The sequence below is a fragment of the Vannielia sp. ABF1_015 genome, assembly GCF_056160745.1.
Map to the genome: position 1 here is coordinate 95844 of NZ_JBSWXT010000002.1, position 14275 is coordinate 110118.

Below are 14275 nucleotides of genomic sequence, written 5' to 3' on the forward strand. Positions count from 1 at the left end.
GTCTTACTTCACCGAGCCGGCCAAGAGGCCGCGCACGAGAAACCTTTGCATTGCGAAAAACACGCAGAGCGGCACCGCGATGGAAACAAAGGCCGCCGTGGCCAAAATCTCCCAGTTGCCGCCCCGTGTGCCGAGGAGTTCGACGATTTGCCGGGTCATCACCGTGGTGTCGCCCGAGCTGTCGATAAGGAAGACCAGCGCCACCAGAAGGTCGTTCCATGTCCAGAGAAACTGGAAGATGGCAAAACTGGCCAGCGCAGGGAAGCTGAGAGGCAGGACGATCTTGGTGAAGATCTGAAAGTCCGTCGCCCCATCCACCTTCGCGTTCTCGATGATGTCGCGCGGCAGGCCTACCATGTAGTTGCGCAAAAGGTATATCGCCAACGGCAGCCCAAAGCCGGTATGCGCAAGCCACACCCCCAGGTAGCCCTTGCCGATGCCAATATCGTTGTGCAGTTTCAACAGCGGTATGAGCGCCAGCTGCAACGGCACCACCAGCAGCGCCACGATGGCCGCGATCAGCAGCGCGCGGCCCGGAAAATCCATCCAAGCCAGCGCATAGGCGGCGAAGGCCGCGATCAGGATCGGGATGATCGTTGCCGGAATCGTCACCGTCAGAGTGTTGAAGAAGGCCCGCGCCATGCTGTCTGTCCGGTCGCCCGACAACAGCACCCGCTCATAGTTGGCGGTGGTAAACTCCGGCGGCACCGTGGTGCTCACAAACACCCGCTGCCCGCGCCCGCTGATCTGCTCGTCGTCGCCCTCCCAGCGGTAGTTGCCCTGCGCATCTACCGTAAAGCTCTCGCCATCGCCCAGATCGGCCACATCGCCGGGGCCATAGGCCGAGACATCGCGGCTCGATGTGCCCCATGCGGTGATGTCATCGGGCGAGCCAGCCTCGCCAAAGAAGTTGCCTTCCACAGCATAGCGCCCTGCCCCGAGGTCGATGCGCGCCTCATCCGGGTCGGCGGCGCGCTGCTGAACCACCTGCTCGGTCGGAAACAGTGCCTTCCACCAGCCGGTTGCGCTGATCTGGTCACTGGTGCGGAAGGACGACACAAGCAGCCCCACCGTTGGAAACAGCCAGAGCAGCACAAGCGCAAGGGTGGAGATCTGGACAGCCCAGCTCAGGCCCGATTTCTTGCCAGCAATGTTATCCATGGTTTTCTCCCGTCCGGTCGAGGGCCATCAGCGCATCTCCTTGCGGGCGTTGTGGACGTTCCAGACAAGGATCGGCGTCACCAGCAGCATGATGACCATCGCACTGGCAGAGCCGACGCCCCAGTCGTTCGCCCGGAACAGCTTGTCATACATGTAATTGGCCAAAACCTGCGTCTCCCATTGCCCGTTGGTCATGGCAAAGACGATGTCGAAGACCTTCAGCACCACGATGGTGATGGTGGTCCAGACCACAACGATGGTGCCCATGATCTGCGGCACCTTGATCTTGAAGAAGATCTGGAAGGGGTTCGCCCCGTCCACAATCGCCGCCTCCACCGTCTCTTCGGGGATGCCGCGCAGGGCGGCGGAGAGGATCACCATGGCAAAGCCGGTCTGGATCCAGATCAGCACCGCCATGAGGAAGAAGTTGTTCCAAAACGGCACCGTCAGCCAAGCCGTCGGCTCGCCGCCGAGGCCCACGACGATGGCGTTCAGCACCCCGATCTGCTCTTCGCCCGCCGCACGGTAATCGTACACCAGTTTCCAGATCACCGCCGCGCCAACGAAAGAGATCGCCATCGGCATGAAGATGATCGACTTGGCCACCGCGCCCCACTTGATCCGGTCGGTCAGCTGGGCGGCCAGCAGGCCAAAGGCGGTCGAGAATGCGGGCACCACGATCAGCCAAAGGATGTTGTTGAACAGCGCCTCGCGAAACTTCGGATCGCCCGCCATTTGGGTGTAGTTCTCCAGCCCGGCCCATTCGTAACCGCCCCCCGGCACACGGTTGGTGAGCGAAAGCCGGAGCGTTTCCACCACGGGATAGGCGAGATAAAGACCAAGGGCAAAAACGGCAGGGGCCAGAAAGAGCCAAGGCCGGATCATGTTGGCGCGGTTGATGTTGCGCCCCGCATTGGGGCCGCGGGCGGGAAAGAGCACCTTGTCGATAAACAGGTTCGACGCCCAGAAGTAGCCGATACAGCCCCCCACGCCGACAAAGATGGTGATCAGCCCTTGGAATGCCGGATGCATGGCGCCCCTCCCCCGTTGCCTCTGGCGGATAAACCCGCTCGTAGGGTGGGCAATCTGCCCACCATTGGCGCGCCGCCCCGAGAGAGCCCCGGGGCGGCACTTCAGATCACTTTACAGCGTCCCAGCTGTCCTGAACCTCCTGAGCCACCTGATCGGCAGGCTTGCCGCCCACGTAGTCAACCATCCCGGTCCAGAAGCTGCCCGCGCCCACCGCGCCCGGCATGATGTCGGACGCATCGAAGCGGAAGGTTGTGGCCTCAAGCAGGATGTCATTCATCTTGGCGAGGGTCGGATCACCAAAAGCTTCCTTACTTACGCCTTTGTGCGGAGTCAGAAAGCCTTTGCGTGCCATCCAGATCTCATGGGCCTCTGGGGATTTGAGGAACTCAATCAGCTCATGGGCCGCCGGGCTATCATTGGTGATGGCCCACTGCGTTCCGCCGCCGAGCACCGGCTGTCCAAGATCACCCTCGCCGCTCGCCGGGAAGTAAAAGAAATCGACGTCCTCGCCCACGACGGAACCATCGGGGAAAAAGGAGGGGATGAAGCTCGCCTGACGGTGCATATAGCACTGCGGCGGCGCATCAAACAGTCCCTTGGGGCTCTCGCGGAAATCGACGGAAGCCGCCGCAGCAGAACCACCGGCCACCCATTCGTCATTCAGAACGAACTCACCGAACGCCTCAATCGCCCCCACGACACGCTCGTCTGTGAATGGGATTTCATTAGAAACCCACTGGTCATACACTTCAGGGGGCTGGGTGCGCAGCATCATGTCTTCCACCCAGTCAGTCGCTGGCCAGCCAGTGGCCGCCTGCGAGCCGATGCCAATGCACCATGGCGTCTCGCCGTCCTCAACGATCTGGGCCGAAAGCGCCTTCAGCTCTTCCAGCGTCTCGGGCACTTCGTAGCCCGCATCTTCGAAATTCTCCGGGATGTACCAGACGAGGCTCTTCAGATCGACCTTGTAGAAAAAGCCATAAAGCGCGTCATTGCCATCGGGGCCCGCATAGGTGCCAAGGTCAACCCAGCTCTGGCCCGCGGCGTAGTTTTCCTTCACCCAATCGCCCGTGCCATCGGCCAGCGGGGTCAGAAAGCCACGCTCGGCCATCACGGCGGCGAGGCCGGGCTGCGGGAAAACGGCGACGTTGGGCGCAGAGCCCGCCTCGGCGTCGATCACGATCTGCTGCTCGAAGCTATCGGAGCCGGTGTAGCGCACGTCATGGCCGCTCTGCTCGGCAAAAGCGGCCAGCACCGCCTGCACATGCTCCTCGTCAGCCCCGATCCACGGACCAGCCACGGTGATCTGTTCGGCAAGCGCAGGTCCGCTCATCAGGGCCAGAACGGCGCAGCTCGTCTTGATGGAATGCTTCATGAATATATCCTCCCGGTTGTGGTGCCGAGCGTGCAGCTCGTGTCGCGATTTCTCCCGCGCAAATTTGACTGAAGCCCGAAACGACTCAGGCCTCAAAGCGCTTTGGAAGCTTGAAGCATGGCCTATCCCACCCCACAGGTCAACCTGCAGCTCTCCGCCGACCGCCCTGTTTTTATTGCCAACTTCGCGCCTGCAGCATTTAATCGCTGCGACCCCAAGCCTTTGACGGCGGCGGCTCCAGACGCTAGTCTGCGCCAAAGTTAAAAGCGCTTTGAAAGGCTCCGCGCCCATGAACCTCAAGCAACTTGCCGCGAATCTGGGCTTGAGCCAAACCACCGTCAGCCGGGCGTTGAACGGCTATCCGGAGGTTGCCGAGAGCACCCGCAAGCGCGTGCTTGCCGCTGCAACGCAGCACAACTACCGCCCCAACACCCGCGCCAAAAGCCTCGCGACGGGCCGCGCCATGGCCATCGGTCACGTCATCCCGATCAGCACCAACCACGAGATGATGAACCCCGTGTTTGGCGACTTCATCGGCGGCGCAGGCGAAATCTATGCCCGCGCGGGCTATGACATGATGCTCACCGTGGTGCCCGATGACGATGAAGACACCGCCTATCGCTCCATGGCGCAGCGCAATTCGGTTGATGGCATCGTTATCCACGGCCCCCGCAAGGATGACCCGCGCATCGCGCTGCTCAAGGAGGTCGGCCTGCCCTTCGTCGTGCATGGCCGCGCGCCGGTGGACGACCATGATTACTCATGGGTCGACGTCAACAACCGTCGCGCCTTCGAGCGGGCCACACTCCACCTTGCAGACCTTGGCCACCACCAGATCGCGCTGCTGAACGGGTTGGAAGGCATGGATTTCGCCATGCGCCGCCGCGAAGGGTTTGAGGCCGCGCTCACCGCACGCGGGCTAACCTTCCGCCCTGAGCTTCACCGCTCTGAAGAGATGACCGAGAGCTATGGCTACGAGGCCGCCGCCGAGATGCTCGGCCACTCCAATCCGCCCACCGCCTTCCTCGTGTCCTCGCTGATCACCGCCATGGGCGTGCGCCGCGCGGTCGAGGAGCGTGGCCTTGCCATGGGCCGCGATGTGTCGATCATCACCCATGACGATGATCTCGGATACTTCAAGAACGGCGGCGAAGTGCCTGTTTTCACAGCCACCCGAAGCTCTGTGCGAGAGGCAGGCCGGATCACCGCTGAAATGCTCCTCGGCCTGATTGACAGTGAAGAGTCAGGCCCCCGCCAACACATTATGGAAGCCGAGTTGACCCTTGGCTCGTCCACCGGCCCAGCCCCGCGATAGGAGAACCCGATGCTCCGCCACACCCGCGCCGACTTCCCCGAAGGCTTTCTCTTCGGCACCGCCACCTCGGCCTATCAGATCGAAGGCCATGAGCACGGCGGCGCAGGCCGCACCCAATGGGATGATTTCGCCGCAACCCCCGGCAATGTCGTGGGCGCTGAGAATGGCGCGCGCGCCTGCGACCACTTCAACAAATGGCCGCAAGACCTTGACCTGATTGCCGATGCCGGGCTCGATGTCTATCGATTCAGCCTCTCATGGGCCCGTGTCATGCCCGAGGGTATCGGCCCGGCCAACCCCGAGGGGCTCGATTTTTACGACCGCCTGGTCGATGGCATGCTGGAGCGCGGCCTGAAGCCCGCCGCCACTCTCTACCACTGGGAGTTGCCCTCGCCCCTGCTCGACAAGGGCGGCTGGCGCAACCGCGACATCGCCAAGTGGTTCGCCGATTACACCTACACCGTGATGAGCACGCTGGGAGACCGTATCTGGTCGGCCGCGCCAATCAACGAGCCGTGGTGCGTCGGCTGGCTTTCTCATTTCATGGGCCACCACGCGCCGGGCCTGCGCGACATTCGCGCCACCGCCCGCGCCATGCACCACGTCTGCCTTGCTCATGGCGAGGCGATCGGCGCCATGCGCAGCCTCGGAATGGATAACCTCGGCGCCGTCTTCAACTTCGAATACGCCCAACCCGCCGATGACACGCCCGATGCCGCCCTCGCCGCGCAGCGCTATGACGGCATTTATAACCGCTGGTTCCGCTCCGGCATCTTCAAGGGTGAATACCCCGACGATGTGCTGGAGGGCCTCGGCCCGCATATGCCCGCGAACTGGCAGGACGACTTCGCCACCATCACCGCCCCGCTCGATTGGTGCGGCCTCAACTACTACACCCGCAAGCTCATCTCCCCCGCGCCCAATGAGCCCTGGCCGCATTACACCGAAGGCGCGGGCGATCTGCCAAAAACTCAAGTCGGCTGGGAGATCTACCCCGAGGGCCTCTTCCACTTCCTCACCGACACCGCCTCGAACTACACCGGCGACCTGCCGCTGTATGTTACCGAAAACGGCATGGCTTGGCCCGATACCCCCGGCGTGCCCGATGAGGCCCGCATCGCGTATCTCGATGCCCACCTCGGCGCGGTGCTGCACGCCATCGAGGCCGGCGTGCCGGTTAAGGGCTATTATATCTGGTCGCTGATGGACAATTACGAATGGGCGCATGGCTATGGCCCCCGCTTCGGGTTGGTGCATGTGGACTACGACAGCTTGCAGCGCACACCGAAAGCCTCCTATGAGGCGCTGAAAGCCGCATTGAGGAAGAACGGATGACCGCAGCCGCGCTGATCGCCGATATCGGCGGCACCAATACCCGCCTTGCACTGGCCCACGGGCGCGAGCTGGACGTGGCCAGCATCAAGCGCTTTCGCAATGCCGATTTCGCCAATTTCGAGGCGGTGGTGGCCGCCTATCTGCCGCAGGTCGGCACGCCCGCCATTGATGGTGCCTGCGTGGCAGCGGCCGGGCCGGTGGTCGATGGGGTGGCAGAGCTGACCAACATTGATTGGACGCTGGACATTCCCACCATCACGCGGGCGGCAGGCACCTCGCATGTGGCGCTGCTGAACGATCTTCAGGCCCCCGGCCATGCCATTGGCCATATCGCCCCCGAGGGCCTTGTGCCGGTGATCCCCGCGGCTCAGCCTGCTGCGCCTGAGGCAACCGCGCTTGTGGTCAACGTCGGCACGGGCTTCAACGCGGTGCCCGTTCATACCACCCCCGCAGGCCGCTTCGTGCCGCCCTCCGAGAGTGGCCATGTCAACCTGCCGATCCGCACTGAGGCCGACCTTCGGCTGTCGCATTACGTGGATGACAGTCACGGCTTTCCTGCTGTTGAAGAGGTGCTTTCGGGGCGCGGGCTGGAGAACGTTTATCATTGGCATTGCGCCGAAACCGGGGCCGCGCCCGAGCTGCGTGGCAGCGATATCATTGCAGCGGCGGAGGGCGGCACGAGCCCGCAGGCGGTGGCAGCGGTGCAGACCTTCCTGCGCTTTCTGGGCACGGTTTCAGGCAATCTCGCGCTGGAGCATCTGCCCTTCGGTGGTGTCTTTCTGGTCGGCGGTGTGGCCGTTGGGCTTGAACGGCTGCTGGGCACCGGTGCCTTTGCCGAGGGTTTCCGTGACAAGGGCCGGTTTGCCGGCTTCATGGGTGATTTTTCGGTCACGCTGGTGCGCGATGACAGGGCTCCGCTGATCGGCTGTGCCAACCATCTGCACGAGCTTCACACCGCCTGATCTGTGCCGCGCTGCGCGGGGTTGAAAAATCCTTCGCCCGGCGTGCGATTTCCTCATCTGGCGTAAGTTAATCTTAAGACCTGTCGGGCATCCCTTCCTCATCCAACCGACCGGATGAAGGAGTCGATCCATGCTTCCGCCCTTCGCCCCATACCAAAAGGGGCCTGCCCGATGAGCGATGCCAGTCTGCGCCTGCCGCTTCCCGCGCGGCTCGATCTGCCCGCTGCCGCACCGCTCCGCGATGAGTTGCTCGGTCATGCCGGCAAGCCGCTCGTGCTTGATGCCAGCGCCTGCGAAAGCCTCGGCACGCCCGGCCTGCAAGTGCTGCTCTCTGCCGCCAAAACCTGGCGAGAGGCTGGCGTGAGCCTGTCGGTGGATGCGTTGAGCGCGGAATGCGCGGCACAGCTCGCCATTTTCGGGTTCACCGCCGATGACCTTTGCAGCAAGGAGCTCGCCGCATGAGCCTTTCCATTTTGGCGGTGGATGACAGCCGCACCATCCGCGACATGCTCAAGCTCGCCCTCTCGCAGGCCGGGTTTGCCCCGCAGGTGGCCGAAGACGGGCTGCACGGGTTGGAAGTGCTGGAGGATATGGTCGATGACGGCACCCCGCCCGATGCGATCATCACCGACATCAACATGCCCCGGATGGATGGGTTCGGCTTCATCGACGCCGTGCGCGCCAAGGACCAGCACCGCGCCGTTCCCATCCTTGTGCTCTCCACCGAGAGCGCCGATGAGTTGAAGGCCCGCGCCCGCACCTCCGGCGCAACCGGATGGATCGTCAAGCCCTTCGATCCGGTCAAACTGGTGCGCGCCATCAACATGGTCGCCGGCAAAGGAGCTGCATGATGCCCGAAACAGATCCGATGGCCGAAATCCGGGCCAGTTTCTTCATCGAATGCGAAGAACTGCTCGAAAGCCTGCAAGACGGGCTGACCGCGATGGACGATGGCGACACAGACGCCGAAACCATCAACGTCTGCTTCCGTGCGGTGCATTCCATCAAGGGCGGCGCCGGGGCCTTCGGGCTGGAAGAGCTGGTGCGTTTCGCCCACCGGTTTGAAACCGTGATGGACGAAATCCGCAATGGCCGGCTGGAGCCCTCACGAGACACAATCGCCCTTTTCTTCCGCGGTGCCGATGTACTCTACGATATCGTCCGCGCCTCCCGCGATGGCGAAACTCTCGACAAGGCCACCACAGAAGCGGTGCTGGGCGACCTCGAAGCGCTGGTCGGTGGCGTCATCGAAGAGGAGGAAGCAGAAGAAGAGATCGACTTCGCCCCAATGACGCTCTCCCTTGATCCGCTGGACGCAGAGGAGGAGCCGGAGGCGACAGATGCCTCCACCGCCCCGGCCATCCACGTGCGGTTTCACCCCACTGCCGAACTCTTCGCCTCGGGCAACGAACCACGCCACATGCTGGCCGCCTTGGGTGATTTGGGCGAAGTCACCACCACCTGCGATATCTCAAACCTCCCGCCCCTCGCCGATCTGGTGCCCGAAGAGAGTTCCATCGGCTGGGAGGTGGAAATCGCCGGCACTGCCCAAAAGGACGAGGTTGCCGAAATCTTCGAATTCGTGGACGGTTTGTGCGAACTCTCGATCGAGCAAACCGGCACCCCATCCGCAGGCCTGCCAAACCTCGACACCATCGTCATTCCCGGCACGGTCGATGATGGCGAGGCACCGGGCACAGCATCGGAGGAAGACTCCGAGCCAGAACCGGAGCCCGAGCCAATGAGTGAAATGCCGGCCCCAGAGGCCCCGCCTGCACCCACGCCCGCAGCCGCAAAACCGGCCCCCGCCGCCAAACCGCCCTCGGGCGCTGCAAAGGACGGCAAGCAATCCGCCGCCGGGGCCAAGGCCACCGTCCGGGTTGACCTCGACCGCATCGAGCGGCTGGTCAACCTCGTCGGCGAGTTGGTCATCAATCAGGCCATGCTGAGCCAGAGCGTCGCCGAAGCGGGGATTCCGGCAAATTCCACCGTCGCATCAGGGCTGGAAGAGTTCCTGCAACTCACCCGTGACATCCAGGAAAGCGTGATGATGATCCGCGCCCAGCCGGTTAAATCGCTGTTCCAGCGCATGAGCCGGATCGTGCGCGAAAGTTCCTCCATGGTCGGTAAATCCGTGCGCTTCATCACCGATGGCGAGCAAACCGAAATCGACAAAACCGTGATCGAGCGCCTCGCTGATCCGCTCACGCATATGGTCCGCAACGCGGTCGATCACGGGCTCGAAACCACCGAGGGGCGCATCGCCGCTGGCAAGCCCGCCGATGGCGTGGTCACTCTCACGGCAGCCCACAAGTCCGGTCGCGTGGTTCTTGAAATCAAGGACGATGGCGGCGGCATCAACCGCGAAGTGGTCAAGGCCAAGGCCGAGGAAAAGGGCCTGATCCCACCCGGCGTGCCCATGCAGGACCAGGAGATTGATAACCTCCTTTTCCTGCCCGGCTTTTCTACCGCCAAAGAAGTCTCCGACCTCTCCGGTCGCGGTGTCGGCATGGATGTCGTGCGCAGCTCGATCCAAGCCCTCGGCGGGCGCGTCACCATCACTTCGGAGCCGGGCGTTGGCACGACCTTCTCCATATCGCTGCCCCTCACCCTTGCTGTGCTGGACGGAATGGTCGTCGAAGCCGGAGGCGAAATCCTCGTGGTCCCGCTCGGCTCGATCTCCGAAACCCTCACGCTTCAGTCGAGCGACATGGAACAGCTCGGCGCTGGCACCCAGCTTGTGCGCATCCGTGAAGAGTTCGTCCCGATCCTCGACATGGCGGTGCAACTCGGGTTCCGCACCCCGCTCGACAGCTACGAGGGCAGCTCGGTGCTGCTCATATCGATGGAAGATAACACCCGCTCCGCTCTGGTGGTGGACCGGATCGTCGAGCAACGCCAGGTCGTCATCAAAGGGCTGCAGGAAAGCTATGGCCGCGTGCCCGGTATCGCGGCGGCCACGATTCTCGGCAATGGCCGCATCGCCCTCATCCTCGACCCGGCGGATCTGATCGCCTCGGCGGGCACCTCCCGCAACATGCAAACCTTCGATCTTGCAGGATAATCTCATGACACAAACCGATGACAACGCCCAAGATCCCACCCGCCAGGAGCTTCTCAGCTTTCACGTTGGCGCGCAGGAGTATTCGATTGATATCATCTCGGTACGCGAGATTCGCAGCTGGACAGAGGCCACCCCCCTGCCCCATGCCCCGCCCTATGTCCGCGGCGTCATCAACCTGCGCGGAACGGTGCTGCCAATCATAGACCTCGCCAAGCGCCTCAGCATCCCCGCAGGTGAGAAAAACGAGCGAAACGTCATCGTCGTGGTCCAATCCGGCGACAATACCGTTGGCCTGCTGGTTGACGCGGTTTCTGATATCTTCGCCGTCTCGGAGGCTGAGCTGCAGGCCCCGCCGGACATGTCCAGCGACGGATCTCTGAAGTGCGTCCGCGCGCTCACGATCCATGAAGAGCGCATGCTCCGCGTGCTTGATCTGGCCGCCGTTCTGCCCAACATCGATGCCGAGGCCGCGTGAGCACAACCCAAGCCATATCTCCAGCGCGCCTGACGCAGCAGGCTGGCGTCGCAGCGCTAGAGCCGATGTCGCCAGAAAAACGCACCCAGTTTGACGCGATTGCGGGAATGGCCCGCGATGCTGCCGGGCTGAACATTGTCCCCGAGAAGGCGGCGATGGTTTTTTCACGGATCGGCAAGCGGCTTCGCGCCCTGAAGCTCTCAGGGGTGGATGATTACATCGCCCTGTTGCAGGGTCCGGAGGCCGGTGAGGAACGCGAGCATCTGATTTCTGCTCTCACAACGAATGTCACCAGCTTTTTCCGCGAAAACCATCACTTCGAACATTTTGCTGCCCGGCATTTGCCCAAGCTCATTGAGAAGGCTCGCGCAGGCGAGCGGGTGCGACTCTGGTCTGCCGCCTGTTCCTCCGGGCAGGAGCCTTACAGCCTCGCCATGGTGGTCCTTGAACAGTTCCCGGATGCCCTTCGTTACGATCTGAAGATCCTTGCCACAGACGTTGATCAGCAGATCCTCGCCGCAGCACGTGCCGCAACCTATGCGCCGGATCTTGTGACCCCACTCAAAACCGGCGGGCGGGATCGCTTTCTGCATCCGGTTGAGGGAGGCGATATGAGGGTGTCCGACGACGTCCGCAGCCTGGTGTCTTTCCGCCACCTCAATCTCATGGGCGACTGGCCGATGAAGGGCAAGTTCGATGCGATCTTCTGTCGAAACGTGATGATATATTTCGACCAACCCACGCAAAACCGGCTGATCTCCCGTTTTTCCGATATCTGTGCCTTCAACGCCGTCCTCTATCTCGGGCATTCCGAGCGGATAGATCCGGCGGCCGGTGCCCCGTTTTGTCAGGTGGGCCAAACGACCTTCGCTTTCGATTCAACGGCCCACCCCCCAGTTTCGCCGCGCCCAAGCGCCCATCAGGAGTAACCAGATGTCCCTCCGAGAAAAGCTCCACGTCATGGTTGTGGACGACATGTCCACAAGTCGCGGCCTGATCCTTCAGGCCCTTGATGCGATGGGTGTCACCAACGTGCGCTACACCGCCGATGGCAACGCCGCCATGGCCGAACTTGAGAAAAAGCCGGCCCATCTTGTCATCTCCGACTACAACATGCCGGGGATGGATGGCCTGCACCTGCTCAAGGCCCTGCGTACCCATGTAAGGTTGAAAGGCATCGGCTTCATCCTGATAACCGGAAAGGCCGACAAGCAGATTATCGACACGGGCCGGGCCCTCGGGATGAACAACTTCATCAAGAAGCCATTCCAGCCAAAGGATCTCCATGCCTGCATGGAAGCCGTGGTGGGCCGCCTGTGAGCGCTGTCGATACTGTTCAAACCGGCCAAGCAGATCTATCGATTTCCGCCCTTCTGACCCGACTGGCCGACACGCTGGATGGGTTGGCGGCCCGCACCTTTCAGATGCAGGATGATCTCGGCAACTTCCTCTCGCAGGCAGGCCATCCCTCCCGCGCACAGCTGAGAGAGCTCCAGGGCCTCGATCTAATCCATCAGACTCTTGATGATCTTCGGGCCGCCGCACATCTTGCGGCAGATGCGGCCGGCCGTAACGACCACATTGACATTGTCGCCCTTGCAGATCTGCTCCGTCTTGAGAGCTGCCGGATCGCATTGCTCCAAGGCGGTGCAGCCGCGTTGGAAGAAGAACGCCCCTGCGGTGAAGTCGACCTGTTCTAAAGAGAGATCTTTTTGCGGTCGCCTCCATGGAATCTCTTGCCCGGTGCAAGGTTAAAGCGCGAAGGCGGGCTACTTTTTGAAACCGCATGTCGCGTCGCCCTCGCCGGGCGCTCTCATCTCATTGGCGATCTGACACCGTAAGGATCAGCCGATGGCCGACCTCAACGGTGCTTGGCCCAAAATCCGATCCGAAAATATGCACTCTACAGAAGCTCAGCCAGCACAGGGGTGGGCCGTAAAATAGGCCCCGCATACATGGATCATGCGGATCGGGAACCTTCAAAACAGTTCCAGCGCATCATCCGCCGGGGCTTTTTCTTGCACTGCGGCGGCCACGGGCTCTTCAAACTTGGCAATCAACATTTGCCGGGCCCGCCCGTTTTCCGGCCAGAACTGAACGCGACGCCCGAGGGTTCCACCCAGCGACTGACCGGTAAGCGGAATATGCTCGCGCTCCAGAAACTCTGTCACAAAGGCCCCATTGCGTGCGCCGATGTCGGAGCTTGCCTTGATCATTCGTGCCCCGCCGAACACTTTTGCTTCGAGGGATTCGCGCCGGGCTCCGGCCTTGAGCATACCATTGATGAGCAGCTCCATTGCATTGGCGCCCGCGGCGGCCTGATACAAATCGGTGCCGCCGCCGCCGGGCAAGAGAATGTGGTTCATTCCCCCCAAACGCGACTGGCGGTCCCAAAGGCACACGGAAACGCAACTGCCGAGGATAGTGGTCAGCATCATCTCAGGGTCTGCAGAAACCCCAAACTCGCCCTGCGCGACGTGCATTGTTGGCCCCCTTCCGGTCATTGCATCGGCACCCGACCACGTCCGCAAAGCGATAGGATTTTGGCGCCCATGCCATTGAGCGGCACCAGCGCTTCGGCGGCACCGGTTTCCCAAGCGACGCGGGGCATGCCCCAGACCGTGCTGCTTTCTCGGCTTTGTGCCAGGCTGCGGGCGCCTGCATCCCGCAAAGCAAGCATGCCGCTAGCGCCATCTCGCCCCATGCCCGTCAGCAAGACGGCCAAACATTGCGACGCCATCGGCTCGGCTGAGAAGAACAATCGGTCGACGGAAGGACGGTGGCCGCTCATCAGCGGAGCCTCCACCATGCGGCAGCGCGGTGCGGCGCGAGGTGTGTGCACCAATTCGAGGTGATGCGCCCCGCCCGGAGCAAAGACCACCATGCCCTGCGTCACCTCCAAGCCTTCACGGGCCAGCGCAACACGTGGAGCGATCAGCCCTGAGAGCCGATGGGCGAGGCTTTCCATGAACTGTGGCGGCATATGCTGAACCACCACAATCGGCGGTGCATTGGGTGGCATGCCTCCAAGGACGCGTTCGAGCGCCTCCACCCCCCCGGTCGAGGAGCCGATCAACACCAACCGCCCGTTCCACCGAAAACTCGAATGATCACGCGAAACAGGGCGCGAGGCGCGAGGCTCAACGCGGGCGAGAGAGGCGTCAAAAATACGGTCGGTCACCTCGGCCGCGCCATCCGGTCGGCTGAACCCGTCTTTCCCGAGGCAGTCGATTGCCCCCTTGGCCAAGGCCTCAACGGCGAGGTCGCTGCCCGGGCCGGTGCCAGAAGACAGCATGACTACGGGGAGCGGACGCAGCGAGATGATCTTTTCCAAAAAGCTCAAACCGTCCATCCGTGGCATCTCGACATCAAGCGTTACCACATGGGGGTTTGTCGCCTTGATGACAGAGCGCGCCTCGTAAGGGTCCGCCGCCTCGCCCACCACGTCAAACCTGCCGTCGGAGGTCAACAACTGGCCAAGGATGGCGCGCATGGTCGTGCTGTCGTCCACAATGACAACGCGCCTCTTTTCAACCATCAAAGTCAATCCTCTTAT

General features: G+C 62.3%; 15 protein-coding genes. 10 read left to right on the forward strand and 5 right to left on the reverse strand.

Going from position 1 to position 14275, the window contains the following annotated elements; all coding sequences use genetic code 11:
* Positions 1 to 3: 3 nt before the first annotated feature.
* From ACXAG6_RS12885 to ACXAG6_RS12895, 3 genes are all read right to left on the reverse strand, one after another.
* Complete coding sequence (locus tag ACXAG6_RS12885) at positions 4 to 1161, reverse strand: carbohydrate ABC transporter permease (protein WP_475338080.1); 1158 nt, start codon at positions 1159 to 1161, stop codon at positions 4 to 6.
* A 27-nt stretch (positions 1162 to 1188) separates the two neighbouring features.
* Entirely contained in the window at positions 1189 to 2193 is a 1005-nt protein-coding gene (locus ACXAG6_RS12890; protein ID WP_475338081.1) for a carbohydrate ABC transporter permease, read from the reverse strand.
* A gap of 106 nt (positions 2194 to 2299) precedes the next feature.
* On the reverse strand, positions 2300 to 3568 hold the full coding sequence (locus tag ACXAG6_RS12895) for an ABC transporter substrate-binding protein (RefSeq protein WP_475338083.1): 1269 nt from the start codon (positions 3566 to 3568) through the stop codon (positions 2300 to 2302).
* A gap of 289 nt (positions 3569 to 3857) precedes the next feature.
* On the opposite strand from ACXAG6_RS12895, the gene ACXAG6_RS12900 reads away from it, so the two are divergent.
* From ACXAG6_RS12900 to ACXAG6_RS12945, 10 genes are all read left to right on the forward strand, one after another.
* Positions 3858 to 4883: a LacI family DNA-binding transcriptional regulator gene (locus ACXAG6_RS12900; protein ID WP_475338085.1), complete on the forward strand. Its 1026-nt coding sequence runs from the start codon at positions 3858 to 3860 to the stop codon at positions 4881 to 4883.
* Positions 4884 to 4892: 9 nt separating this feature from the next.
* Positions 4893 to 6218 (forward strand): GH1 family beta-glucosidase, encoded by a 1326-nt coding sequence (locus tag ACXAG6_RS12905; RefSeq protein ID WP_475338087.1) that lies wholly within the window; start codon positions 4893 to 4895, stop codon positions 6216 to 6218.
* Positions 6215 to 7180: a glucokinase gene (locus tag ACXAG6_RS12910; protein ID WP_475338089.1), complete on the forward strand. Its 966-nt coding sequence runs from the start codon at positions 6215 to 6217 to the stop codon at positions 7178 to 7180. Before ACXAG6_RS12905 ends, ACXAG6_RS12910 begins: the two co-directional genes overlap by 4 nt.
* A gap of 171 nt (positions 7181 to 7351) precedes the next feature.
* Entirely contained in the window at positions 7352 to 7642 is a 291-nt protein-coding gene (locus ACXAG6_RS12915) for an STAS domain-containing protein (RefSeq protein ID WP_475338091.1), read from the forward strand.
* Positions 7639 to 8031: a response regulator gene (locus tag ACXAG6_RS12920; protein WP_140014302.1), complete on the forward strand. Its 393-nt coding sequence runs from the start codon at positions 7639 to 7641 to the stop codon at positions 8029 to 8031. The genes ACXAG6_RS12915 and ACXAG6_RS12920 overlap by 4 nt, the downstream gene beginning before the upstream one ends.
* Complete coding sequence (locus tag ACXAG6_RS12925) at positions 8028 to 10244, forward strand: chemotaxis protein CheA (protein ID WP_475338093.1); 2217 nt, start codon at positions 8028 to 8030, stop codon at positions 10242 to 10244. Before ACXAG6_RS12920 ends, ACXAG6_RS12925 begins: the two co-directional genes overlap by 4 nt.
* A gap of 4 nt (positions 10245 to 10248) precedes the next feature.
* Entirely contained in the window at positions 10249 to 10719 is a 471-nt protein-coding gene (locus ACXAG6_RS12930; RefSeq protein WP_140014301.1) for a chemotaxis protein CheW, read from the forward strand.
* Between the two features lie 65 nt (positions 10720 to 10784).
* The gene (locus ACXAG6_RS12935; protein ID WP_475338095.1) at positions 10785 to 11648 is read left to right on the forward strand and encodes a CheR family methyltransferase; all 864 of its coding nucleotides are present in this window, start codon (positions 10785 to 10787) and stop codon (positions 11646 to 11648) included.
* Between the two features lie 4 nt (positions 11649 to 11652).
* Positions 11653 to 12039 (forward strand): response regulator, encoded by a 387-nt coding sequence (locus tag ACXAG6_RS12940; protein ID WP_475338097.1) that lies wholly within the window; start codon positions 11653 to 11655, stop codon positions 12037 to 12039.
* Positions 12036 to 12419: a hypothetical protein gene (locus ACXAG6_RS12945; protein ID WP_475338099.1), complete on the forward strand. Its 384-nt coding sequence runs from the start codon at positions 12036 to 12038 to the stop codon at positions 12417 to 12419. The genes ACXAG6_RS12940 and ACXAG6_RS12945 overlap by 4 nt, the downstream gene beginning before the upstream one ends.
* A 279-nt stretch (positions 12420 to 12698) precedes the next feature.
* On the opposite strand, the gene ACXAG6_RS12950 is transcribed toward ACXAG6_RS12945, so the two are convergent.
* Both ACXAG6_RS12950 and cheB read right to left on the reverse strand, forming a co-directional pair.
* Positions 12699 to 13202: a chemotaxis protein CheD gene (locus tag ACXAG6_RS12950; RefSeq protein WP_475338101.1), complete on the reverse strand. Its 504-nt coding sequence runs from the start codon at positions 13200 to 13202 to the stop codon at positions 12699 to 12701.
* A gap of 17 nt (positions 13203 to 13219) precedes the next feature.
* Positions 13220 to 14257, reverse strand: a complete 1038-nt coding sequence (gene cheB / locus ACXAG6_RS12955) for a chemotaxis-specific protein-glutamate methyltransferase CheB (protein ID WP_475338102.1) — start codon at positions 14255 to 14257, stop codon at positions 13220 to 13222.
* Between the last annotated feature and the right edge of the window lie 18 nt (positions 14258 to 14275).

Excerpts from the sequence above, each read along its gene's own strand:
- ACXAG6_RS12895 (WP_475338083.1), bottom strand. The coding sequence starts at position 3,568 with ATGAAGCATTCCATCAAGACGAGCTGCGCCGTTCTGGCCCTGATGAGC.
- cheB (WP_475338102.1), bottom strand. The coding sequence starts at position 14,257 with ATGGTTGAAAAGAGGCGCGTTGTCATTGTGGACGACAGCACGACCATG.
- ACXAG6_RS12950 (WP_475338101.1), bottom strand. The coding sequence starts at position 13,202 with ATGCACGTCGCGCAGGGCGAGTTTGGGGTTTCTGCAGACCCTGAGATG.
- ACXAG6_RS12940 (WP_475338097.1), top strand. The coding sequence starts at position 11,653 with ATGTCCCTCCGAGAAAAGCTCCACGTCATGGTTGTGGACGACATGTCC.
- ACXAG6_RS12900 (WP_475338085.1), top strand. The coding sequence starts at position 3,858 with ATGAACCTCAAGCAACTTGCCGCGAATCTGGGCTTGAGCCAAACCACC.
- ACXAG6_RS12905 (WP_475338087.1), top strand. The coding sequence starts at position 4,893 with ATGCTCCGCCACACCCGCGCCGACTTCCCCGAAGGCTTTCTCTTCGGC.
- ACXAG6_RS12925 (WP_475338093.1), top strand. The coding sequence starts at position 8,028 with ATGATGCCCGAAACAGATCCGATGGCCGAAATCCGGGCCAGTTTCTTC.
- ACXAG6_RS12885 (WP_475338080.1), bottom strand. The coding sequence starts at position 1,161 with ATGGATAACATTGCTGGCAAGAAATCGGGCCTGAGCTGGGCTGTCCAG.
- ACXAG6_RS12910 (WP_475338089.1), top strand. The coding sequence starts at position 6,215 with ATGACCGCAGCCGCGCTGATCGCCGATATCGGCGGCACCAATACCCGC.
- ACXAG6_RS12920 (WP_140014302.1), top strand. The coding sequence starts at position 7,639 with ATGAGCCTTTCCATTTTGGCGGTGGATGACAGCCGCACCATCCGCGAC.
- ACXAG6_RS12890 (WP_475338081.1), bottom strand. The coding sequence starts at position 2,193 with ATGCATCCGGCATTCCAAGGGCTGATCACCATCTTTGTCGGCGTGGGG.
- ACXAG6_RS12930 (WP_140014301.1), top strand. The coding sequence starts at position 10,249 with ATGACACAAACCGATGACAACGCCCAAGATCCCACCCGCCAGGAGCTT.
- ACXAG6_RS12915 (WP_475338091.1), top strand. The coding sequence starts at position 7,352 with ATGAGCGATGCCAGTCTGCGCCTGCCGCTTCCCGCGCGGCTCGATCTG.
- ACXAG6_RS12935 (WP_475338095.1), top strand. The coding sequence starts at position 10,785 with ATGTCGCCAGAAAAACGCACCCAGTTTGACGCGATTGCGGGAATGGCC.